The following is a 22,427-nucleotide window of genomic DNA, read 5'->3' on the forward strand; positions in this document are numbered from 1 at the left end:
CTCAGAGCGTCGCGACGTAGAGCTGTGCCTGCTCCACCGCGACCAGTGTCGCGGCCAGACACTCCTCCAGCTCCTGGCCGGCCTGTGTCAGCGAGGCCTGCGCCGCCTCGACCGTCTCGTGGCCGCTGCCCTCCAGCGCGCCGGCCAGGGTCTGCTGCGCCTCGGCCAGCTTCTCGCCGGCGGCCTGCACCGCTGTCTGGCCGTCACCGATCTGCTGGAGAGCGACATCGATGGCGGCCTTCAGCTCGGCGACGCTCGCCACGGGGACCTCCTGGGGGCGGAAGAGATCTCCATTACAACCCATCGGAACGGGTGGACGAACATCCACCCTCGCGTGGTTGCGGCCCTCGTGTCCGGTTCCCGCGCTGACGTGCGCGAAGACCCCGGCCGGCGGTCCTGCCGGCGGACACCGCGGTCCCGCGAGCGGGACCGGCGTCCTAGCGGCCGAGCCAGCGCGGGCCGCGTACCTCCGCGCCGAGCGCGGTGACCCGCTCGCGCAGCTCGCGGTCGGCGGTGACCACCACCCGCCGCCGATCCGGCGCGGCGGCCACCAGCTCGACCATCGTGTCGTCGCCGGAGCCGGGCGCGGAGACCACGTCCACGCCGGGCGCGGGCGGCACGTGCCGGGCCGCGCCCTCCACCACCAGCACCACCTGCACCGGCGGCGGCAGCTCCGGCGGCACGCCCGCGTCCCCGACGGACGCCAGCGCGTCGCGCAGCCGGACCGCCGCGCCGGCCCGGTCCCGCCACCAGCCGTCCGGGCGCGAGCCCACCACGTTCGCGCCGTCCACGATCAGCAGCGGTCTGCTCTCCATGCCCCCAGCCTGCCATCCGGTCGCGTTTGTCGCGCCGACCGCCGGGTAGCCACCGCCGACCGTGCCGCGCGTGCCGGGTGCCGGTCGTGCCGACTGACTGCGGAGGACGAGATGATGGGACCGGGTGACTTCGGCAACGACCCCTGGGACGAGTTCTTGGCCCGATACTTCGGCCGGGGCGAGGGGGGACGCCGGCCGGCGCACCGGGTCGACATCACGCGCCTGATGACCGCCGACGCGCGGGAGATGCTCGCCGACGCGGCCCGCCGCGCCGCTCAGAAGCACAGCAACGACCTGGACACCGACCACCTGCTCTGGGCGGCCTTGCAGCGCGAGCCGCTGCGCGACCTGGTACGCCGGGCCGGCGCCGACCCGGAGTCGCTGCTGGGCGCGCTGGGCGGGCCCGGCGAGGGTGCGCCGCGGGGCGAGGTGCCGCCGAACCTGTCGCTGACGCCGGCGGCGAAGCGGGCGTTGCTCGACGCCCACCAGCTCTCCCGTGCGATGGGCGCCAACTACATCGGTCCCGAGCACATCCTGATGGCGTTGCCGCTGAACCCCGAGTCGCCGGCCGGCCGGATGCTCGCCGCCGGCCGGATCCAGCCCGAGTCGTTGCAGGCGGCCAGCGCCGAGCGCGGCGCGACGAACGTCCCGCGCCCGGACCGGGGCACCCCGACGCTCGACCAGTACGGCCAGGACCTCACCGAGCTGGCCCGGATGGACCAGATCGACCCGGTGATCGGCCGGGCCGACGAGATCGAGCAGGCGGTGGAGATCCTGTCCCGGCGGACCAAGAACAACCCGGTGCTGATCGGCGAGGCCGGTGTCGGCAAGACCGCGATCGTCGAGGGCCTGGCCGAGCGGATCTGCGACGGCGACGTGCCGCAGACGCTGATCGGCAAGCGGGTGATCCAGCTGGACCTGTCCGGCCTGGTCGCCGGCACCCGCTACCGGGGTGACTTCGAGGAGCGCCTGAAGAAGGTGATCGACGAGATCCGCGCCCACCGCGAGGAGCTGATCATCTTCCTGGACGAGATCCACACGCTGGTCGGCGCGGGCGGCGCCGGCAGCGAGGGCGGAATGGACGCGTCCAACATGCTGAAGCCGGCCCTGGCGCGCGGCGAGCTGCGGGTGATCGGCGCGACCACGCTCGACGAGTACCGGCGCAGCATCGAGAAGGACGCCGCGCTGGCCCGCCGGTTCCAGCCGGTGCTGGTGCCCGAGCCGACCGTCGACGACACCATCGCCATCCTGCGGGGTCTGCGCGACAGGTACGAGGCGCACCACCAGGTCCGGTTCACCGACGAGGCGCTGATCGCCGCCGGTGAGCTGTCCGACCGGTACGTCACCGACCGGTTCCTGCCGGACAAGGCGATCGACCTGATCGATCAGGCCGGCGCCCGGGTGCGGCTGCGCACCCGTACCCCCGCCGAGGACGTGCGCGAGCTGGAGCAGCAGCTCGACGAGACACGCCGGGACAAGGAGCAGGCGGTCTCCGACGAGCAGTACGAGCGGGCCTCCGCGCTGCGCGACCGGCTCGCCGAACTGGAGGACCAGGTCCGCCGTGCCCGCGGCGACGAGGGCCCCAACCACGTGCCCGAGGTGGGGCCGACGGAGATCGCGGAGGTGGTCTCCCGGGCCACCGGTATCCCGGTCACCCAGCTCACCGAGGAGGAACGCGACCGGCTGCTGCGCCTGGAGGGGCACCTGCACGAGAAGATCATCGGCCAGGACGACGCGGTCAGCGCCGTCTCCGAGGCGGTACGCCGCTCCCGTACCGGCCTGGCCGACCCGGACCGGCCGATGGGCAGCTTCCTGTTCCTCGGCCCGACCGGCGTCGGCAAGACCGAGCTGGCCCGCGCCCTGGCCGAGGCGCTGTTCGGCGAGGCGGACCGGATGGTCCGGGTGGACATGAGCGAGTTCCAGGAACGGCACACGGTCAGCCGGCTGGTCGGCGCCCCGCCCGGGTACGTCGGCTACGAGGAGGCCGGCCAGCTCACCGAGGCGGTGCGGCGCCGCCCGTACGCGGTGGTGCTGCTGGACGAGATCGAGAAGGCGCACCCGGACGTGTTCAACATCCTGCTCCAGGTGCTCGACGACGGACGGCTCACCGACAGCCAGGGCCGCACCGTGAACTTCAAGAACACCGTCCTGATCATGACCAGCAACCTCGGCTCGGAGCTGATCACCGGCACCCAGCGCACCGTCGGCTTCGCCACCGGCGCGCCCGGCGAGCAGGAGAGCGACGAGCTGCGGGAACGGCTGATGCGCCGGCTCCAGGAGAACTTCCGCCCGGAGTTCCTCAACCGCATCGACGAGGTGATCATCTTCCAGCGGCTGGAGGCCGAGCAGCTGCGCCAGATCACCGGGCTGCTGCTGGAGGAGACCCGCCGCCGCATGCACGCCCAGGACATCCAGGTCGACTTCAGCACCGCCGGCGTCGACTGGCTCGCCGAGCACGGCTACCAGCCCGAGTTCGGAGCCCGCCCGCTGCGCCGGGTGATCCAGCGCGAGGTCGACAACCGGCTGTCCCGGATGCTGCTGGAGAACGAGATCTCGCCCGGGCAGAAGGTCACCGTCGACACCCGCGACGACCAGCTCGTCTTCGACGTCACCGCCGGTGAGCGGGGCTACACGCCGGCCACCACGTCCCATCCCCGATGACCGGCCGGGGCCCGTCCCGGCCGGGCCGGGACGGGCCGTCACCGAAGGACCGGAGGGCGGACATGACCGAACCCGAGGAGATCCCCGACGACGACGTCGGGGCCGGTGACCCGATCGAGGCGACCCCGACGGCGAACCCGTCCCGGGTGCGGGTGCCGCCGGAGGGCCTGAAGCAGCACACACCCAACGAGGGCGAGCCGGCATCCGGGCCGCCGCCGGGAGAGGAGGCGTGATGGTACGCGAGGCGCGACTCGACCCCGAGGTCGAGGTGATCTGGGACGACTTCCACGCCGAGGTGAACGTGTCCTCCGAGACGCTGCGGCAGTGGCTGCTGACCCGTGGCTCGGGGGAGGAGGCGTTCGGTCCGGGCCCGGACCTGGACCTGCCGGAGCCCGGCCGGCAGATCCTCGCCGTGCTGCGCAAGCGCAAGGTGGACCTCACGCCGGAGGACATCGAGGTGATGCGCGAGGCGATCAGCCGGATCCGGGAGCTGACCGCGCAGCGGCCACGCCGGGGCAACGCCGACGACGAGTGGCGCCACGCCCTGCTCGACCTCGGTCACGACGTACTCGTCGAACGCTGAGCCGAAAGGCGGCGCCCGGGTGGACCACCCGCCCGGGCGCCGGCTGCTACTCCGACTCCAGGCTGGGCAGGCGCAGCCCGGCCGCGTCCGCAGCGGCCTGCCGGTCGGCGCGGGCGCGTTCCTCACGGCTGAGCAGGTTGGCGTACTCGGTCACGTCGGCCGGCCCCGGCACCTCCGGCAACCGGCGCAGGAACGCCTCCACCTCGGCGGCGGCGGTGGTGTGCGCGGTGGCCGCCTGGCGCAGCAGTTCCCGCTGGTCGGCGGCCGGATACAGATCAGTCATGTCGCCGGTGTTACCCGGGTTCAGGCGATTCGCACCCCACCCGAGCCGTTGGGCTGCACGCCGAACTCCGGATGCGCCAGCAGCCACCCCAGGTACTCCGGATGGTTCGCCAGCGCGTCGGTGTACGCCGCGACGGCCGCCGCCAGTACCGGCTCCGCCACCGCCGCGGCCGGCACATCCGGATGCCAGCCCAGCAGCAGCCGCCAGCGCAGCGGCGTACCGGCGAGCCGGCGGGTCACCAGACCGGCCACCGGACGGAACGTGGCCTGGCACAACGCCACCGCCTCGCCCGCGTCCACCAGGTCCAGCGCGGCCCGCACGTCCGCCTCGTACACCTTCTTCGGGGTGAAGCCGGAGCGGGCGCAGGCGGCGGCGAAGCAGTCGCCGAAGCAGCCGTCGCCCGGCGCGGCCACCCACCGCTCACGCCGCAGGTCGACCAGGTCGACGTCGGCGCGGCCGGCCAGCGGGTGGGTCTGCGGCAGCAGTACGCAGATCGGCTCCACCGCCACCTCCCGCCAGCTCAGCCCGAACCCGGCCGACGGCGTCGAGTCGCCGCACACGCCGGTCAGCGCGAAGTCGAGCCGGCCACCCGCGACCATCTGCGCCAGTTCGTCCACCGACCAGGAGCCGTACGTGGTGATCTGCGCGTCCGGCCGCTCGGCGGCGAGCCGGTGCACCAGCCGCCCGAGGATCGGGCTGTTCACCCCGCCGAAGCGGTACCGGCGCAGCGGATCGCCCGCGCCGGCCATCCGGGCCGCCTCGTCGCGCAGGCCCTTCATCGCCGGCAGCAGCACCCGCGCCCGGTCCAGCACCAGTTCACCCAGCGCGGTGGGACGGGCGCCGCGGCGGTCCCGTTCGAACAACGGCCCGCCCAGCGCCCGTTCGATCCGCTGAAGCTGGGCGGTCAGCGCCGGCTGGGCCAGGCCGAGCGCCGAGGCGGCCTTGGTGACGCTCCCCGTCTCCGCGATCGCGCAGACCACACGCAGGTGTCGCAGCTCCAGATCCATACCGTGACGGTAGGACCACGAACCGATACACGGAAGGGGCGATCGGCTCACCCCTGGCGATGGTGCTCCAGGTCGCTCAGCCGGGTACGCCGTCCGGTGACCGCGTCGCGCACCTTGTCCAGCACCCCGACGGCCGGTTCGACGATCTTGTTCCAGGGCGGGGTGGCGGGCGTGCCGGGGTGCGGCCGGGTCGGCGCCGCCTCCTCCGCGATCTCCCACCGGTTGCCCAGCCGGATCAGCTCGGCGTCGCTGGCCACCTCACGCAGCGGCGTGACCAGCGCCGCGACGCGGCTGACGTGCCGGCGTACCCGCTCGGCCACGTCAGCGACCGCCGGGTCGTCGGCACCGGACAGCTCCTTGAGCGCGGTCAGCAGCCCGGCGTCCGCCTCGATCTCCCGCTCGACCAGCTCGGCGGCCTCCGGCATCGCGGCGCGGGCCGCCGGAAACAGGTACTGCTCCTCGGCGGACAGGTGGCGGGACACCGCAGCGGTCAGCACGTCGAGCACCTCGCGCCGTCCGGCCGCGTCCAGCGCCGGGTCGGTGACCCGGTCGGCCAGCCCCAGCAGCGCCCGGTGCTCGGTGTCCACGAGGTCGGCGACGCTGCGCCCACCCGGCCGGTACGCGTCGTCGGCGGCCGGCGGCAACGGCGGCAGGGGGACGGTCATGGTGCCCTCCTCGTGACGGCCGGAGTCGATGTCCGGGCGGTCCGGCGGTACCCGGCCCGGCGATCCGCGAAACCGCCGCCGGGCCACCGGCGGCCCGCGACCACCTCACCTGCTGGTATAAGGAAGCGATGACGAGCGACGCCGCCCCCGCCCGACCGGACGCCACCGACGAGGTCGTCGACCTCTGCCGCGACCTGCTGCGCATCGACACCACGAACACCGGCGACAACGACACCAGCGCGGGGGAGCGGCGCGCCGCCGAGTACGTCGCGGAGAAACTCGCCGAGGCCGGCGTCGACGCCGAGATCCACGAATCCGCGCCCGGCCGGGCCAACCTGGTCGCCCGCATCCCCGGCACCGAGCCCGGCCGCGACGCGCTGCTCGTGCACGGCCACCTCGACGTGGTGCCCGCCGACCCGGACGAGTGGTCGGTGCACCCGTTCTCCGGCGAGATCCGCGACGGCTACCTGTGGGGCCGCGGCGCGATCGACATGAAGGACTTCGACGCGATGGTGCTCGCCGTGGTCCGCGACTGGCAGCGCACCGGCGTCCGCCCCCGGCGCGACATCGTGCTCGCGTTCACCGCCGACGAGGAAGCCGGCAGCGACTACGGCGCGCACTTCCTCACCCAGCGGCACCGTGACCTGTTCGACGGCTGCACCGAGGCGATCGGCGAGGTCGGCGGCTTCTCCTACTCGGTCGACGAGCAGCGCCGCCTCTACCTGATCGAGACCGCCGAGAAGGGCATCGACTGGCTGCGCCTGCACGCCAAGGGCCGGCCCGGCCACGGCTCGATGGTGCACGACGACAACGCGGTCACCGCGCTCGCCGAGGCGGTCGCCCGGATCGGCCGGCACCGCTTCCCGGTGGTGATGACCGACACCGTACGGGCGTTCCTCGCCGAGGTCTCCGACGTGCTCGGCATCGAGATCGACCCGGACGACCCGGAGACCGCGATCGCCAAGCTCGGCCCGATCGCCAACATCATCGGCGCGACCGTCCGCAACACCGCCAACCCGACCCGCCTGGCCGCCGGCTACAAGGACAACGTCATCCCCGGCCGGGCCACCGCCACCATCGACTGCCGCAGCCTGCCCGGGCAGAGCGAGGAACTGGAACGGCAGCTGCGCGAGCTGGTCGGGCCGGACATCGCCATCGAGTACGTCCAGCGCCAGCCGGCCCTGGAGACCACGTTCGACGGTGACCTGGTGGCGCACATGTCGGAGGCGCTGCGCGCCGAGGACCCGGGCGCGCACCCGGTGCCGTACATGCTCTCCGGCGGCACCGACGCCAAGGCGTTCTCCCAGCTCGGCATCCGCTGCTTCGGCTTCGCGCCGCTGCGGCTGCCCGCCGACCTCAATTTCTCCGGCCTGTTCCACGGCATCGACGAGCGGGTTCCGCTGGACGGACTACAGTTCGGCGTGCGGGTTCTGGACCGCTTCCTCCGTACCTGCTGACCGCGCCCGCCGCGGCGCCGCCGGCGCGGAACCTCCCCCCATCGCGAAGGGACTGCCACACATGACCGACCAGCACGGTGAGCTGGACGCCGCCCTCGAGCGGGTGATCGACGCGGCCCGCGCCCACCTGGCCGCCGTCCGGGCCGCCCAGGGCCGGATCGACGACGACGCCGTCTGGCAGGCGTACGTCGCGTTGAACAACGCCTCGTTCGCCTACGACGAGCAGCTGCTCGACGCGTTCGGCGAGGTGACGCCCTGGGACGTGGAGTCGATCGACCCGGACGAGGCCGACGAGCGCTTCGGCGCCGTCGAGGGCGGCGAGCCCACCGATCCGCACCCGCGGGTCATCTCGGTGCGGCAGCGGCGCGACTACCGGGTGCCGAGCGTCGCCGCGCTGCTGCGCGCGGCCGAGGCGGCCCGCCGGGAGGGCACCCCGGAGGAGGACGAGCCGGCACCGGTGGAGGGGGTCGGCGAGGCGGTGCTGGAACTGCTGCAGAGCGGTGACGGCTCGCTGTCCGCGCTCGACGTGCCGGAGCTGGAGCCGCTGGACGGTGTGGTGATGGTCAGCGAGGTCGGCACCCCGGTCGACCTGGAGTCGTTCGACGACGACGACCCGGTCGGGCCGTTCCAGCCGGCCGCCGACGACCGGCTGGTCGGCCGGCTCGACGAGCACCCGTTCATGGAGCTCGACGAGGAGCACGACCACGCCCACTAGGCCGTGCGCGTCCCCGGGGCGGCGCCGCGTCGCGCGGCCCCGGGGACGGGCCCGTCAGTACGACAGGCCCGGCTGCGACTGGTTGACCAGGCGGCGCCGCAGCACCACCTGCCGCGTGCCGTCCCGGTAGAGCCGCACCCGGGCCAGCTCCCAGCCGGAGAACTCGGCCTGGATCGCCAGCTGCGCCGCGGCGGTCAGCCGATCGACGTTCGAGGGCAACCGCAGCGGCGCGTATTCGTAGTCCATGCCCCTATGCTGCCCAGGTCGCGGGCCCTCCGCCACCCCCTGCGGGTGACCCGGATCGCCCTCGTACGGCTCAGCCGTCGCGCTCCGGGTAACCCACCGGCACCGCCGACACGTCGTCCAGCGCCGTGACGATCTCCTCCGGCAGCGTCATCCGCTCCACCTGCAACGCGCCGAGCAGCTGCCCGACGGTCCGGGCGCCCAGGATCGGCGCGGTCACGCCCGGCCGGTCCCGCACCCAGGCCAGCGCCACCTCAAGCGGCGACACGCCGAGCCCGCCGGCCGCGATGGCGACCGCCTCCACGATGCTGGAGCAGCGCGGCTCCAGGTACGTCGCGACGAACCGCTCGAAGTGCGGCGACACCGCCCGCGAGTCGGCCGGGCGGCCGTTGCGGTACTTGCCGGTCAGCACGCCCCGGCCCAGCGGCGACCAGGGCAGCACACCCAGTCCCATCCCGGCGCAGGCGGGCAGCACCTCCCGCTCCACACCGCGCTCCAGCAGCGAGTACTCCACCTGTGCGGCGACCACCGGCGCGCGCCCCGGCCAGGCGGCCTGCCAGGCGGCGGCCCGGGCGGTCTGCCAGCCGGAGAAGTTCGACACCCCCACGTAGCGGGCCTTCCCGCTGGACACCGCGTGGTCCAGGGCCGAGAGCGTCTCCTCCAGCGGGGTGTCCGGGTCGTACCCGTGCACCTGCCACAGGTCGACGTGGTCGGTGCCGAGCCGGCGCAGCGAGGCGTCGAGCGTGCGCAGCAGGTGCCCCCGCGAGCCGTCCCGGCGCCGGCTGCCCGGCCGCAGGCCCGCCTTGGTGGCGATCAGCAGCTCGTCGCGGTCCACCAGGGTGCCCAGCAGGGAGCCGATCACCGACTCGGCGTCACCGTCGGCGTACACGTCGGCGGTGTCGACGAGGTTGCCGCCCGCGTCGAGGTAACTCTTCAGCTGGGCGGCCGCGTCGTCGGCGTCGGTGTCCCGTCCCCAGGTCATGGTGCCGAGCGCGAGCCGCGATACCGCCAGCCCGCTTCGGCCGAGCGGTCGCTGTTGCATGCGTGAACCTTATTTCGAACCCGGCGTCACGGATATCCTCGCCGCAGTCAACTTCCCGCGCGACCTCCACCCGGTGTGACATGTTCGGGGCGAGCCGGACGTCGAGGGCGCCACGCTCATTGCGTAACCTGATGCGACCTGTGGTGCGGACGGTGGGAGGATCAGTGCGACTCGGGCTCAACCTCGGATACCAGACGGCGTGGAGCACGCCCTTCGACCACCTGGCGCTGGCCCAGGAGGCGGACCGGCTCGGCTACTCGGTGGTCTGGGCCGCGGAGGCGTACGGCTCGGACTCGCCGAGCATGCTGGCCTGGATCGCCGGTCAGACGGAGCGCATCGACGTGGGCTCCGCGGTCATGCAGATCCCGGCCCGTACCCCCGCCATGACCGCGATGACCGCCGCGACAATCGACACGCTCTCCGGCGGCCGGTTCCGGCTCGGCCTGGGCGTGTCCGGCCCGCAGGTCTCCGAGGGCTGGCACGGTGTGCGGTTCGCCAAGCCGCTGGCCCGCACCCGCGAGTACGTCGACATCGTCAAGCTGGCGGTGGCCCGCAAGGAGGTCGCGTACGACGGCGAGCACTACACGCTGCCGCTGCCCGACGGCCCCGGCAAGGCGCTGCGGCTGGGCTTCCACCCGCCGCGCGAGCACATCCCGATCTACCTGGCCGCCGTCGGTCCGAAGAACCTGGAGCTGGCCGGCGAGATCGCCGACGGCTGGCTGGCCGTCTTCTACTCCCCGGAGTTCGCCGAGGAGCACCTCGCCTCGGTGCGCGCCGGGCGGGCGGCGGCGGGCAAGGAACTGGCCGGCTTCGACGTGGTGCCGTCCGTGCCGGTCGTGGTCGGCGACGACATCGCCACCTGCGCCGAGCTGGTGCGCTGGTACGCCGCGCTGTACGTCGGCGGCATGGGCAGCCGCAAGCAGAACTTCTACAACCAGCTCGCCACCCGGATGGGCTACGGCGACGCGGCCCGCGAGGTCCAGGACCTCTACCTGGCCAAGCGGCAGCGCGACGCGGCCGCCGCCGTACCGATGGAGTTCATCGACCGCACCTCGCTGCTCGGCCCGAAGGAGCGCATCGCCGAGCGGATGCGGGAGTACGCCGCCGCGGGCGTGACCACGCTGTCGGTGTCGCTGTTCGTGGCCGACCGGGACAGCGGGGTGCAGACCCTGCGTACCGTCGCCGAGGCCCTGGAGCTGTCCGGAGTCGGGGAGTGACCTGGATCGAGGCCATCGTCCTGGGCCTGGTCCAGGGGCTGACCGAGTTCCTTCCGGTGTCCTCGTCCGGGCACCTGCGGATCACCTCGGAGCTGTTCTTCGGCCGGGACGCGGGCGCGTCGTTCACCGCGGTGACCCAGCTCGGCACCGAGGCCGCCGTCCTGATCTACTTCGCCAAGGACATCTGGCGGATCGTCCGCACCTGGTTCGTCGGCCTTGTCGACCGCTCGGTGCGGTCCAGCCTCGACTACCGGATGGGCTGGTACGTCATCGTCGGCACCATCCCGATCGGCATCTTCGGGCTGATCTTCAAGGACCAGATCCGCACCGCCGGCCGCAACCTCTGGCTGATCTCCTGCACGCTGATCATCGGCGCGATGCTGCTGGCCTTCGCCGAGTACTGGGGCCGGCAGACCCGTACGCTGGAGAACTTCCGGATGCGCGACGGTGTGGTGATGGGTTTCGCCCAGGCCGCGGCGCTGGTCCCCGGCGTCTCCCGCTCGGGCGGCACCCTGACCGCGGGCCTGCTGCTCAACCTGACCCGGGAGACCGCGGCCCGCTACTCGTTCCTGCTGGCCATCCCGGCCGTGGTGATCTCCGGCGTGTTCAGCCTCCCGGACGTGTTCGAGCCGTCCGCGCCCGGCACCGCCGCGCCGAGCGTGGCGCAGATGGTCATCGCGACGCTCATCGCGTTCGCCGTCGGGTACGCGGCCATCGCGTGGCTGCTGCGCTACGTCGCCCACCACACGCTGTACGTCTTCGTGCTGTACCGGGTGGCGCTGGGCAGCCTGGTGATCTGCCTGCTGGCGACCGGCACGATCAGCGCCACCTGACGTCGTCGTGCGAGAGGCCGGCCACCCCGATGTCCGAGGTGGCCGGCCTTCGGCTTCGTCGCCCACCCAGCCACGTCGGGCCGCGCGGCGTGTGCGACTGCGCGGCCCGGTGGCCGGGGGTGGCTACTCTCACCCGCATGTCGCGTTTTCGCCTCAGACCGCTGTACGGCGTTCCCGTGATGATCGGCATTCTGGCGGCCTTTGTGTGGAACCTGGCAGAGCCTTTCGACAAGCCGGAGCTGCCGGCGGAGATGTTCGTGGTGACGGGCACAGTCGACTCGGTACAGGAGACCTGGGAAAAGACGACGGGAGGAAGCAGAAACCTCGGCGTCGTGGTCCATCGGGTGCTGCTCCGCGAGCACCCCCGGGTCGAGTTCAGCGTACGAGAGCTGCCTCGCGAGGAACTGATGCCCGGCACGCCGGTCCGATTCGAGATGAGCAGGGATCCCCGGCCGGATCTGGAGCGCGCACGGTTGTACGACTACGCGACCTACCTGGTCATAGCCGAGACCTTCGTCGTCGACGGCACCGTGATCTACGACGCGTTCCAGGTCAGGGCGGAGGCCGAGGCACGGACCGACGCGGCGGTCAGGCGGTACCGCAGCATCTCTCTGGTGCTGTGGGCGGTGGTGGTCGTCTGGGTCGCGCTCCTGGTCCGGCGGCACCGGGCATCGCTGCGGTCCCTGCGATCCCTGGCGGAGCCCGACGGCGCGTCGGACGCGGCCGACAGGTTCCGGAGATGGGTGTACCGGGAGTAGGGCCGCACCATCGGAACGCGGCCTGTCGTGGCGGGACGATCATCCGAGGGGCGTACCGCCTAGGGTGGTCACCGTGGCGACCCTTCTGCTTCTGCGACACGGCCGGACCACCGCGAACGCCGACGGCGGCCTGGCCGGGCGGCAGCCGGTCGAGCTGGACGACACCGGCCGCGCGCAGGCCACAGCGGTCGGTGCCCGCCTCGCCGGGCTGCCACTGGCGGCGGTGGTGACCAGCCCGCTCATCCGCTGCCGGCAGACTCTCGACCTGGCGCTGCCCGGCGCCGAGCCGGTCGTCGAGGACGGGCTGATCGAGTGCGGGTACGGCGACTGGGAGGGGCAGTCGCTGAAGAAGCTGGCGAAGGAGCCGCTCTGGCCGGTGGTCCAGCAGCACCCGAGCGCCGCCGCGTTCCCGCAGGGCGAGTCGATGGCGGCGATGTCCGCGCGCGCCGTGGCCGCGGTACGGGCGTGGGACGCGCGGGTCACCGCCGAGCACGGGCCGGAGGCGGTCTGGCTGGCGTGCAGCCACGGCGACGTGATCAAGGCGATCGTGGCGGACGCGCTCGGCGTACACCTTGATCTTTTCCAGCGGATCGTGGCCGACCCGGCGTCGGTGACAGCGATCCGCTACACCCCGCTGCGGCCGTTCCTGGTCCGGCTCAACGACACCGGCGGCGACCTGTCGGCGCTGGTCCCGCCGCCGCGCAAGCGGCGCCGGCGCCCGGCGCGGGCGGCCGAGTCCGACGCGGCGGTCGGCGGAGGCGCGGGCGCGGCCGGGTGAGACCGGCGTACGCGGCGCGTTCGCTCTGGGCGGATTCGGCGTCGGTGGGCTGCGCGGTGCTTCCGGACGCCGGATAGGGTCGTGGGTATGACGCACCAGGTGCACGCCTTCGAGCCGCCGGAGCGGTTCGTCGCCGGTACGGTCGGCCCGCCGGGGGAGCGCACGTTCTTCCTCCAGGCGCGCGGCGGCGGCCGGCTGGTCAGCGTGTCGCTGGAGAAGGTCCAGGTGTCGTTGCTCGCCGAGAAGCTGGAAGAGCTGCTCGCCGAGGCGCAGCGCCGCTTCGGCGTGAAGCTGCCGGAGCCGGTCACGACCGTGACCGGCGACAACGAGCCGCTCGATACGCCCGTGGACGAGGAGTTCCGGGTCGGCACGCTGGGCCTGGCCTTCGACGTGGACACCGCCACCGTGGTGATCGAGGCGATCGCCGTCGGCGAGGCGGAGGTCGAGGTCGAGCTGGGCGACGCGGACGACGACGCCGACGAGGACCCGGACGAGCCGGACGACGACCTCGACCGCCTGCGGGTGCGGCTGACCCCGGAGGCGACCCGCGAGTTCATCGAGCGCGCCAAGCGCGTGGTGAACGCCGGCCGGCCCCCCTGCCCGCTGTGCGGCCAGCCGCTCGACCCGGCCGGTCACCTCTGCCCCCGGCACAACGGCTATCACCGGTGACCTCGTCGGAACTGCAGCCCCGACAGGACGGCGCCGAGGCGCTGCGGCTGCTCGCCGACGGTGAGCTGACCCTCCAGGGGCGGCTCGTCGACGCCTCCAACGCGACACTGCGCGGCGTCATCGCGCTCGGCGAGGTGACCGCGCACTGCGTCTACAAGCCGGTACGCGGCGAGCGCCCGCTCTGGGACTTCCCGGACGGCACACTCGCCGGCCGGGAGGTGTCCGCCTACCTGGTGTCCCGGGCCACCGGCTGGGACCTGGTGCCCCCGACGGTGCTGCGCGACGGCCCGTTCGGTCCCGGCTCGTGCCAGCTCTGGATCGACGAGCCGGACGACGCCGAGCCGCTCGTCGGGTTCGTGCCGGCGCGGGAGATCCCGCCGCGCTGGTTCCCGGTCGCCGCGGCGCGCGACGACGACGGGGCGGCGTACGCGCTGGCGCACGCCGACGACCCCCGCCTGGCCCGGCTCGTCGTGCTCGACGCGATCATCAACAACGCCGACCGCAAGGGCGGGCACGTGCTCGTCGGCCCGGACGACCGGATCTACGGCGTCGACCACGGCGTGAGCTTCCACGTCGAGGAGAAGCTGCGTACGGTGCTGTGGGGCTGGGCCGGCCGGGAGCTGCCGCCGGACGCGGTGGAGATGCTCGACGGCCTGGCCGGGCAGCTGCGCGGGCCGCTCGGCGAGGAACTGGCCGAGCACCTGACCATCGGTGAGCTGGCCGCGCTGGCGGAACGGGTCGAGCGGCTGGGCGAGAGCGGCCGGTTCCCGCTGCCGCCGCAGGAGTGGCCGGCGATGCCCTGGCCGCCGATGTGAGCCGCTGTCGCGTTGATCACCCGTAGGGCGGCACCCGAGCGTCTGACGGATCGTTAGGCTGGCGGTCATGGAGTCTTGGGCGGGACATGACGTGCCACGGCTGCCCGGCGAGGGCGTGTCGCTGAGGTTGTACGACTCGGCGCGGCAGGGCGCCCATCCCAGCCGGCCCGAGGGCGCGGCCTCGATGTACGTCTGCGGCATCACCCCGTACGACGCGACGCACCTCGGGCACGCCGCCACCATGATCACGTTCGACCTGGTGCAGCGGATGTGGCGTGACGCCGGCCTCGACGTGCGGTACGTGCAGAACGTCACCGACATCGACGACCCGCTGCTGGAGCGCGCCGAGCGCGACGGCGAGGACTGGAAGGTCCTGGCCATGCGGGAGACCGCGCTGTTCCGCGAGGACATGGAGGCGCTGCGGATGATCCCGCCGGCGCACTACGTCGGCGCCGTCGAGTCGATCCCGGACATCGCCGAGAAGGTGCTGGTGCTGCTCAAGGACGGCGCGGCGTACCGGCTCGACGACGGCACCGGGGACGTCTACTTCGACATCTCCGCCGCGCCCCGGTTCGGCTACGAGTCCAACCTGTCCCGCGAGCAGATGATCGAGCTGTTCGCCGAGCGCGGCGGCGACCCGGAGCGCGCCGGCAAGCGCGACCCGCTCGACCCGCTGCTGTGGCGCGGCGCCCGCGAGGGCGAGCCGTCCTGGCCCGGCGGCGAACTGGGCGCGGGCCGTCCCGGCTGGCACATCGAGTGCACGGTCATCGCGCTGAACCTGCTCGGCGACCGGATCGACGTGCAGGGCGGCGGCAACGACCTGATCTTCCCGCACCACGAGTGCTCCGCCGCGCACGCCGAGCGGCTGACCGGCGAGGCGCCGTTCGCCGACCACTACGTGCACGCCGGCATGATCGGCCTGGACGGCGAGAAGATGTCGAAGTCCCAGGGCAACCTGGTCTTCGTGTCCCGGCTGCGGGCCGACAAGGTCGACCCGATGGCGGTCCGGCTGGCGCTGATGAGCGGGCACTACCGTAGCGACCGCTCCTGGACCGACGAGCTGCTCACGGAGGCGCAGGAGCGGCTGGGCCGCTGGCGGCGGGCCGCCGCCGCGCCGGCCGGGCCGTCGGGGGCGGCGTTGCTGGCCGAGGTACGCGAGCGCCTGGCCGACGACCTGGACACGCCCGGTGCCCTCGCGGCAGCCGACCGCTGGGCCGAAGGAGCCCTGAACGTTGCGGCCGACGACCCGGACGCCCCGGCCCTCTTCCGAGACACGGTGGACGCCCTCCTCGGCATCGCCCTCTAGCCCCGCCCTTTCGTCGCGCCCTCCCGCCCCCTCACGCCGTCCGATCTCAGTCGCTCTCGGCGATCATGCAGTTGTGGCCCCGATGGTGTCGTTAATGTTCCCTTTGTCGGGGCGGAAAGTGCAAGATCGCGGGGAACCCGGCGGGTCAGCCCAGGACCAGGCCGGGGTCGGGGTCCTGGTCGGGAGCGGGGGCGGGGATCTTGTACTCCTCGGTCAGCGTGGTCATCGGGCCCGGCCAGGTGGCCTGCGCGACCTCGATCGGCTTGTGCCGCTCGTCGTACGCGACGTGCAACAGGTGCAGCACCGGCGTGTCCGGGCGGATCTGGAGGATCTCCGCCTCCTCCCGGCTGGGCTGGCGGGCGCTGATCGTGTCGGTGGCGGTGACGTACCGCCGGCCGGTGACCTCCTCGGCCTCCTGGTAGAGCGGGCGCCCGAACGCCTCGGCCCGCTCCAGTGACGTGCCGGCGGTGTCGGCGGGCAGGAACCACGACGCGCCGACCTCGACCGGGGAGTCGTCGGTGCGTACCAGGTGCCGGCGGCAGAGCAGCTCGGTGCCGTCGGTGACGCCGAACGCGTCGGCCACCTCCGCCGGGGCGGGGGAGCGGCCGACCGAGACGAGCTGCTGGCGGTACCGGGCGGCCAGGTCGGTGTGGTAGCCGCGGAAGCCGCCGTACCGGCCCCGGGACAGGCGGTTGAGGCGGCGCCGGGTGCCCCGGACGTACGTACCGGAGCCGGGTTTGGTGATCAGGATGCCCTCGACCCGCAGCTGGTCGACGGCGCGCTGCACGGTCTGCTTCGCGACGCCGAACATCTCGGCGATGGCCGGGATGGACGGCAGCCGCTCGCCCGGACCCCAGTCGCCGCGGCGCACCTGGGCCTTGAGCTGCGCGGCGATCTGCCGGTGCGGGAACTCGGCCGCGCCCGGGTTGATCTGCATGCCGGACCTCCTCAGAACAGCTAGGTTCCTAGGATGCCCTAGAGGGTGTGACGGCGCCACCCCGGACACGAAGAAGCCGGGCCCCGATCCGAGGCCCGGCTTCAGCGAAGCGGGAGAACTACCAGGAACCCGCTGTCGGTCCGGCGGAACCGCCGCGGCGACGCAGGTACTTCTCGAACTCCTGGGCGATCTCGTCCCCGGTCAACGGGGTGATGCCGGCGTCGCCGACCCGTTCCTCCAGTTCACGGACGTACTCACCGAGTTCGGCGTCCTGCTCGGCGGCGCTGCGCACCCGCTGCTCCCACTCGGCTGCCTCCTCGGCCAGGTCGGCCATCGGCACCGGCAGGTCGAGCACCTCCTCGACCCGGTGCAGCAGCGCGAGGGTGGCCTTCGGACAGGGCGGGTTGTTGGCGTAGTGCGGCACGTGCACCCAGAACGACACCGCGTCGACCTCGGCCCGGGTGCACGCGTCGTGCAGCACACCGACGATGCCGGTCGGCCCGTCGTACCGGGTGGGGGTGAGCTGGTAGCGCTTGGCCGCGTCGGCGTCCGACGCGCTGCCGCTGATCGGCAGCGGCCGGGTGTACGGCACGTCGGCCAGCAACGCGCCGAGCAGCACCACCCGCTCGACCTCCAGGCTGTGGCAGATCTCCAGCACCTGCTCGCAGAACGTCCGCCAGCGCATGCTCGGCTCGATGCCGCGGATCAGCACCACGTCCCGCTCGGTGCCCTCCGGACTGGCCACCATGAACCGCGTGGTGGGCCACTCGACGCGCCGGGTCTCTCCGTCGGCCATGGTGATCGTCGGCCGGCTCACCTGGAAGTCGTAGAAGTCCTCCGGGTCCAGCTCGGTCACCTGCCGGGCCTGCCAGACCTGCTCCAGGTGTTCCACGGCGGCGGTGGAGGCGTCGGCGGCGTCGTTCCAGCCCTCGAAGGCCGCGATGGCGACCGGCGAGCGCAGCACCGGCAGCCCGTCGAACTCGGTCACGCCGTCACCTCACCCTGCTCGTCGGGCGCGGCGCCGCCCCGTCGCACTGTCGCACCCCTGTTGTCCTTCACGTCCGTCAGCCTACGTGCCCCCGCGAGGGCCGGCCCGTCGGCCGCGCCGGTCGCCGGGCCGGACCACCCGGGCGAACCGGCGGAAAGGGGTACGACGGCCCGGTGGGCAGAATGTGGGATGGCCCGGTTCGGGTGACTCTGCCGTACTCGGGCGCACTACCCTGGAGCATGTGTCTATCTCGTTGCGTGACCTGCTGGCGGATCGGATCCTGATCGCGGACGGCGCGATGGGGACGATGCTCCAGGCGGCCGATCTCACCCTCGACGACTTCGACGGCCTCGAAGGCTGCAACGAGATCCTCAACGTGACCCGGCCGGACGTGGTCCGCGGCGTGCACGACGCCTACCTGGCCGCCGGCGCGGACTGCGTGGAGACCAACACGTTCGGCGCGAACCTGCCCAACCTCGCCGAGTACGGCATCCCCGGCCGCATCCGGGAGCTGTCCGAGGCGGGCGCGCGGATCGCGCGGGAGGCAGCCGACGCGTACGCGACGCCGGAGCACCCCCGGTTCGTGCTCGGCTCGATGGGCCCGGGCACCAAGCTGCCCACACTCGGGCACGCGAGCTACGCCTCGCTGCGCGACGCGTACCAGGAGAACGCCGCCGGCCTGATCGCCGGCGGGGCGGACGCGCTGATCATCGAGACCTGCCAGGACCTGCTCCAGGTCAAGGCGGCGGTGGTCGGGTCGAAGCGGGCGCGAGCCGAGGCCGGCCGGGACGTGCCGATCATCTGCCAGGTCGCCGTGGAGACCACCGGCACCATGCTGCTTGGGAGTGAGATCGGCGCCGCGCTGACCGCGATCGAGCCGCTCGGCGTCGACCTGATCGGGCTGAACTGCTCCACCGGCCCGGCGGAGATGGGCGAGCACCTGCGCTACCTGGCGCAGCACTCGCGTATCCCGATCTCGGTGATGCCGAACGCGGGCCTGCCGGTGCTGACCGCCGACGGGGCGTACTTCCCGCTCAGCCCGGACGAGCTGGCCGACGCGCTGGAGCAGTTCGTCACCGACTACGGCGTGGCCCTGATCGGCGGCTGCTGCGGCACCACCCCGGAGCACATCCGGGTGCTGGTGGAGCGGCTGGGCGGGCGGGCGCCGGTGGCGCGGGAGCCGAAGCCGGAGGCCGGGGTCTCCTCGATCTACCACCACGTGCCGTTCGCCCAGGACGCCAGCATCCTGATGGTGGGGGAGCGGACCAACGCCAACGGTTCGAAGGCGTTCCGCGAGTCGATGCTCGCCGGTGACTGGCAGGCCTGCGTGGAGGTCGCCCGCAGCCAGGCCCGCGACGGCTCGCACCTGCTCGACCTCTGCGTCGACTACGTCGGCCGCGACGGTACGCAGGACATGCGGGAGCTGGCCGGCCGGTTCGCCACCGCCTCGACGCTGCCGATCGTGCTGGACTCCACCGAACCGGCGGTGATCGAGGCCGGGCTGGAGATGCTCGGCGGCCGGTGCGTGGTCAACTCGGTGAACTTCGAGGACGGCGACGGCCCCGAGTCCCGCTACGCGCGCATCATGCCGGTGGTCCGGGAGCACGGCGCCGCCGTGGTGGCGCTGCTCATCGACGAGGAGGGCCAGGCCCGCACCCGCGAGTGGAAGGTACGGGTGGCCTGCCGGCTGATCGACGACCTGACCGGCCGGTGGGGCATGCGCCGGGAGGACATCCTCATCGACGCGCTGACGTTCCCGATCGCCACCGGGCAGGAGGAGACCCGCCGCGACGGCATCGAGACGATCGAGGCGATCCGGGAGATCGCCGCGCGCTACCCGGGCGTCAACTTCACCGCGGGCATCTCCAACGTGTCGTTCGGCCTCAACCCGGCGGCCCGGCAGGTGCTCAACTCGGTGTTCCTGCACGAGTGCGCCCAGGCCGGGCTGACCTCGGCGATCGTGCACGCCAGCAAGATCCTGCCGATGTCGCGGATCCCGGACGAGCAGCGTGAGGTGGCGCTCGACCTGGTCTACGACCGGCGTCGTGAGGGATACGACCCGGTGCAGCGGTTCATCGAGGCGTTCGAGGGCGTGGACGCCGCGTCGGCGCGCGCCACCCGGGCCGAGGAACTGGCCGCGCTGCCGCTGGACGAGCGGCTCAAGCGACGGATCATCGACGGCGAGCGCAACGGCCTGGAGGCCGACCTGGACACCGCGATGGCGCAGGGGCGTACGCCGCTGTCCATCATCAACGACCTGCTGCTGGACGGCATGAAGGTGGTCGGCGAGCTGTTCGGCTCCGGCCAGATGCAGCTGCCGTTCGTGCTCCAGTCCGCCGAGGTGATGAAGACCGCGGTGGCCTACCTGGAGCCGCACATGGAGAAGACCGATTCCGAAGACGCTGCCGGCAAGGGCAAGATTGTCCTCGCCACGGTGAAGGGCGACGTGCACGACATCGGCAAGAACCTGGTCGACATCATCCTGTCCAACAACGGCTACGACGTGGTGAACATCGGCATCAAGCAGCCGATCAACGCGATCCTCGACGCGGCCGAGGAGCACCGGGCCGACGCGATCGGCATGTCCGGCCTGCTGGTCAAGAGCACAGTCATCATGAAGGAGAACCTGGCCGAGATGGCCTCCCGGGGCGTGGCGGAGCGCTGGCCGGTGCTGCTCGGCGGCGCGGCGCTGACCCGCGCGTACGTGGAGGACGACCTGCGGTCGATTTACCCGGGCCAGGTGCACTACGCCCGCGACGCGTTCGAGGGGCTGTCCCTGATGGATCGCGTGATGGCGGCCAAGCGCGGCGGCGCGCCCGTGATCGACCCGGAGCGGGAGGCGGCACTGGCGGCCCGCCGGGAGCGCCGCGAGCGGCAGCGCACGCAGGTCCGCGAGGCGCTGCCCGGACTGGACGACGCGTCGGTCCGCTCCGATGTGGCGGTGGACGTGTCCGTGCCGATGCCGCCGTTCTTCGGTACCCGCGTCGTCAAGGGCGTACCGCTGGCCGACTACGCGGCGCTGCTGGACGAGCGTGCCACGTTCCTGGGCCAGTGGGGGCTGCGCGGCGCACGCGGCGGCAAGGGCCCGTCCTACGAGGAACTGGTCGAGACCGAGGGCCGGCCCCGGCTGCGGTACTGGCTGGACCGCCTGATCTCCGACCAGGTGCTGGAGGCAGCCGTGGTGTACGGCTACTTCCCGGCGTACTCCGAGGGCAACGACCTGGTGGTGCTGGACGAGAACGGGCACAGCGAGCGGGCCCGCTTCTCGTTCCCGCGGCAGCGGCAGGAGCGGCGGCTGTGCCTGGCCGACTTCTTCCGGCCCAAGGGCGACCAGCTCGACGTGGTGGCGTTGCAGCTGGTCACCGTCGGGCAGCCGATCAGCGAGTACACGGCGAAGATGTTCGCCGGCAACGAGTACCGCGACTACCTGGAGGTCCACGGCCTGTCCGTGCAGCTCACCGAGGCCCTCGCGGAGTACTGGCACCGGCGGATCCGGGCCGAGCTGGTGCTGCCCGGCGGCGGCACCGTGGCCGACGACGACCCGGCCGACCTGGCGGGTCTGCTGCGCACCGACTACCGGGGCTGCCGGTACGCGTTCGGCTATCCGGCCTGCCCGGACCTCGAGGACCGGGCGAAGATCGTGGAGCTGCTGGGCGCCGAGCGGATCGGGGTGCAGTTGTCCGAGGAGTTCCAGTTGGTGCCGGAGCAGGCCACCGACGCGATCGTGGTGCACCACCCGGAGGCGAACTACTTCAACGCCAAGTGACGCCGTTGTGTGGGCGGCTACGTGCTCTCTGCGGCTTGTGATGATGCCTCACAATCCAGGCCATGACGTGGTGGCGGCGGGTGGAGTGCCCGGTACGGCCGATCGAACAGGACTGGATCGAACGGTCGATGGACTGGTTCGTGGCGCAGTTCGGCACGGATCGGCTGCACGGCGAGGTTGTGCTGCCGACCGACGACTATTTCCCCGGCGTCTACCGGGGCACCCGCGACGACGTCCGATCAGTGCTGAACCGGCTCTGCACTCACATGGGCATCGACCCCGCCCGAGTGGAACTCGAGCACGACGCGGCCGACGACAACCCGGAGTTGTCCGCGCACGTCCCGATCCACGCGCAGTCGAGGAACGCGGCCGGGCATCACCGCATCCGCGATGGTCGTTCCGTCATCGGGATCCGCGACGATCAGGCGGCTCGTCCGATGGCGCTGGTGGCGACCGTCGCTCACGAGTTGGGCCATGTCCTGCTGCTGGGCGACGGCCGGATCTCGGCGCAGCAACAGGATCAGGAAGCACTCACGGACCTGTTGACCGTGTTCTTCGGCCTTGGCATCTTCAGCGCCAACGCCGCGTTCGAGTACTCGCGAGAAGCCCGGGGTGACTACGTCTACGCCCGTACCAACCAGCTCGGCTATCTGACCGAGCCCATGTACGGCTACGCGTTGGCCCGGTACGGGTGGCTGCGCGGCGAGGCGGACCCGGGATGGGCGAGGTACGTCGACACCAATCCGCGCAGCTTCCTCAAACGCGGCCTGCGCTACCTCGCCCACATGGACCGAACCGGGTAACGGCGGCGTCCTCATTCGCCGCTGACCGCGCGTCGTCCGGCCCTGAACGGCCGTACGCGTCGAGCGGCCACGTTCGCGGCACCTGC

23 protein-coding genes are annotated in these 22,427 nt (G+C 72.6%); 14 read left to right on the forward strand and 9 right to left on the reverse strand.

Features of this window, described 5'->3' with window-relative positions; translation table 11 throughout:
- Window position 1: 1 nt before the first annotated feature.
- On the reverse strand, window positions 2–262 hold the full coding sequence (locus tag O7611_RS12490; protein ID WP_013286060.1) for a hypothetical protein: 261 nt from the start codon (window positions 260–262) through the stop codon (window positions 2–4).
- Window positions 263–437: 175 nt separating this feature from the next.
- Complete coding sequence (locus tag O7611_RS12495; protein WP_194801619.1) at window positions 438–815, reverse strand: hypothetical protein; 378 nt, start codon at window positions 813–815, stop codon at window positions 438–440.
- Between the two features lie 111 nt (window positions 816–926).
- On the opposite strand from O7611_RS12495, the gene O7611_RS12500 reads away from it, so the two are divergent.
- From O7611_RS12500 to O7611_RS12510, 3 genes are all read left to right on the forward strand, one after another.
- A complete protein-coding gene (locus O7611_RS12500) occupies window positions 927–3,476 on the forward strand; it encodes an ATP-dependent Clp protease ATP-binding subunit (protein ID WP_194801618.1) in 2,550 nt (849 codons plus the stop codon).
- Between the two features lie 62 nt (window positions 3,477–3,538).
- Window positions 3,539–3,709 carry a hypothetical protein gene (locus O7611_RS12505; RefSeq protein ID WP_194801617.1) on the forward strand — a complete coding sequence of 57 codons (171 nt, stop codon included), beginning with the start codon at window positions 3,539–3,541 and terminating at the stop codon, window positions 3,707–3,709.
- A complete protein-coding gene (locus O7611_RS12510; protein ID WP_013286064.1) occupies window positions 3,709–4,059 on the forward strand; it encodes a DUF3140 domain-containing protein in 351 nt (116 codons plus the stop codon). The genes O7611_RS12505 and O7611_RS12510 overlap by 1 nt, the downstream gene beginning before the upstream one ends.
- Before the next feature lie 46 nt (window positions 4,060–4,105).
- Here the strand turns inward: O7611_RS12510 and O7611_RS12515 are convergent, their stop codons facing one another.
- The 3 genes from O7611_RS12515 to O7611_RS12525 are packed head-to-tail and all read right to left on the reverse strand — an operon-like array spanning window position 4,106 to window position 6,014.
- Window positions 4,106–4,342 carry a hypothetical protein gene (locus O7611_RS12515; RefSeq protein WP_013286065.1) on the reverse strand — a complete coding sequence of 79 codons (237 nt, stop codon included), beginning with the start codon at window positions 4,340–4,342 and terminating at the stop codon, window positions 4,106–4,108.
- A 20-nt stretch (window positions 4,343–4,362) separates the two neighbouring features.
- Window positions 4,363–5,349, reverse strand: a complete 987-nt coding sequence (locus O7611_RS12520; protein ID WP_013286066.1) for a LysR family transcriptional regulator — start codon at window positions 5,347–5,349, stop codon at window positions 4,363–4,365.
- Window positions 5,350–5,396: 47 nt separating this feature from the next.
- Window positions 5,397–6,014 (reverse strand): hemerythrin domain-containing protein, encoded by a 618-nt coding sequence (locus tag O7611_RS12525; protein WP_194801616.1) that lies wholly within the window; start codon window positions 6,012–6,014, stop codon window positions 5,397–5,399.
- 128 nt (window positions 6,015–6,142) lie between these two features.
- Here O7611_RS12525 and O7611_RS12530 point away from each other — a divergent pair, with 128 nt between their 5' ends.
- Together O7611_RS12530 and O7611_RS12535 are read left to right on the forward strand one after the other, a co-directional pair.
- On the forward strand, window positions 6,143–7,471 hold the full coding sequence (locus O7611_RS12530) for a M20/M25/M40 family metallo-hydrolase (protein ID WP_194801615.1): 1,329 nt from the start codon (window positions 6,143–6,145) through the stop codon (window positions 7,469–7,471).
- Between the two features lie 61 nt (window positions 7,472–7,532).
- Window positions 7,533–8,186 (forward strand): hypothetical protein, encoded by a 654-nt coding sequence (locus O7611_RS12535; RefSeq protein WP_013286069.1) that lies wholly within the window; start codon window positions 7,533–7,535, stop codon window positions 8,184–8,186.
- A gap of 54 nt (window positions 8,187–8,240) precedes the next feature.
- Here O7611_RS12535 and O7611_RS12540 read toward each other — a convergent pair whose 3' ends face one another.
- Both O7611_RS12540 and O7611_RS12545 read right to left on the reverse strand, forming a co-directional pair.
- Entirely contained in the window at window positions 8,241–8,432 is a 192-nt protein-coding gene (locus O7611_RS12540) for a DUF5703 family protein (protein WP_030274256.1), read from the reverse strand.
- Window positions 8,433–8,502: 70 nt separating this feature from the next.
- Window positions 8,503–9,471: an aldo/keto reductase gene (locus tag O7611_RS12545; RefSeq protein WP_194801614.1), complete on the reverse strand. Its 969-nt coding sequence runs from the start codon at window positions 9,469–9,471 to the stop codon at window positions 8,503–8,505.
- Between the two features lie 164 nt (window positions 9,472–9,635).
- On the opposite strand from O7611_RS12545, the gene O7611_RS12550 reads away from it, so the two are divergent.
- The 7 genes from O7611_RS12550 (at window position 9,636) to mshC (ending at window position 15,847) form a co-directional block, all read left to right on the forward strand.
- Window positions 9,636–10,688, forward strand: coding sequence for an LLM class F420-dependent oxidoreductase (locus O7611_RS12550; RefSeq protein WP_194801613.1), 1,053 nt, complete (start codon window positions 9,636–9,638; stop codon window positions 10,686–10,688).
- Window positions 10,685–11,521 (forward strand): undecaprenyl-diphosphate phosphatase, encoded by an 837-nt coding sequence (locus O7611_RS12555; RefSeq protein WP_194801612.1) that lies wholly within the window; start codon window positions 10,685–10,687, stop codon window positions 11,519–11,521. The genes O7611_RS12550 and O7611_RS12555 overlap by 4 nt, the downstream gene beginning before the upstream one ends.
- A 119-nt stretch (window positions 11,522–11,640) precedes the next feature.
- Window positions 11,641–12,279, forward strand: a complete 639-nt coding sequence (locus tag O7611_RS12560) for a hypothetical protein (protein WP_194801611.1) — start codon at window positions 11,641–11,643, stop codon at window positions 12,277–12,279.
- Window positions 12,280–12,343: 64 nt separating this feature from the next.
- Window positions 12,344–13,057 (forward strand): histidine phosphatase family protein, encoded by a 714-nt coding sequence (locus O7611_RS12565; RefSeq protein ID WP_194801610.1) that lies wholly within the window; start codon window positions 12,344–12,346, stop codon window positions 13,055–13,057.
- Window positions 13,058–13,144: 87 nt separating this feature from the next.
- Window positions 13,145–13,726, forward strand: coding sequence for a DUF3090 domain-containing protein (locus O7611_RS12570; protein ID WP_013286077.1), 582 nt, complete (start codon window positions 13,145–13,147; stop codon window positions 13,724–13,726).
- A complete protein-coding gene (locus tag O7611_RS12575; RefSeq protein WP_194801608.1) occupies window positions 13,723–14,541 on the forward strand; it encodes an SCO1664 family protein in 819 nt (272 codons plus the stop codon). Before O7611_RS12570 ends, O7611_RS12575 begins: the two co-directional genes overlap by 4 nt.
- A 67-nt stretch (window positions 14,542–14,608) precedes the next feature.
- Window positions 14,609–15,847 (forward strand): cysteine--1-D-myo-inosityl 2-amino-2-deoxy-alpha-D-glucopyranoside ligase, encoded by a 1,239-nt coding sequence (mshC, locus tag O7611_RS12580; RefSeq protein WP_194801607.1) that lies wholly within the window; start codon window positions 14,609–14,611, stop codon window positions 15,845–15,847.
- 145 nt (window positions 15,848–15,992) lie between these two features.
- Here the strand turns inward: mshC and O7611_RS12585 are convergent, their stop codons facing one another.
- Both O7611_RS12585 and O7611_RS12590 read right to left on the reverse strand, forming a co-directional pair.
- Window positions 15,993–16,784 carry a GntR family transcriptional regulator gene (locus O7611_RS12585; protein WP_194801606.1) on the reverse strand — a complete coding sequence of 264 codons (792 nt, stop codon included), beginning with the start codon at window positions 16,782–16,784 and terminating at the stop codon, window positions 15,993–15,995.
- Window positions 16,785–16,902: 118 nt separating this feature from the next.
- A complete protein-coding gene (locus O7611_RS12590; protein WP_030504102.1) occupies window positions 16,903–17,772 on the reverse strand; it encodes a PAC2 family protein in 870 nt (289 codons plus the stop codon).
- Between the two features lie 241 nt (window positions 17,773–18,013).
- Here O7611_RS12590 and metH point away from each other — a divergent pair, with 241 nt between their 5' ends.
- On the forward strand, window positions 18,014–21,538 hold the full coding sequence (gene metH, locus O7611_RS12595; RefSeq protein ID WP_269696871.1) for a methionine synthase: 3,525 nt from the start codon (window positions 18,014–18,016) through the stop codon (window positions 21,536–21,538).
- Between the two features lie 62 nt (window positions 21,539–21,600).
- Window positions 21,601–22,341: a hypothetical protein gene (locus O7611_RS12600; protein WP_269696872.1), complete on the forward strand. Its 741-nt coding sequence runs from the start codon at window positions 21,601–21,603 to the stop codon at window positions 22,339–22,341.
- Window positions 22,342–22,427: the final 86 nt, after the last annotated feature.

This window comes from Micromonospora sp. WMMC273 (assembly GCF_027460285.1).
Classification (GTDB): Bacteria; Actinomycetota; Actinomycetes; order Mycobacteriales; family Micromonosporaceae; genus Micromonospora; species Micromonospora aurantiaca.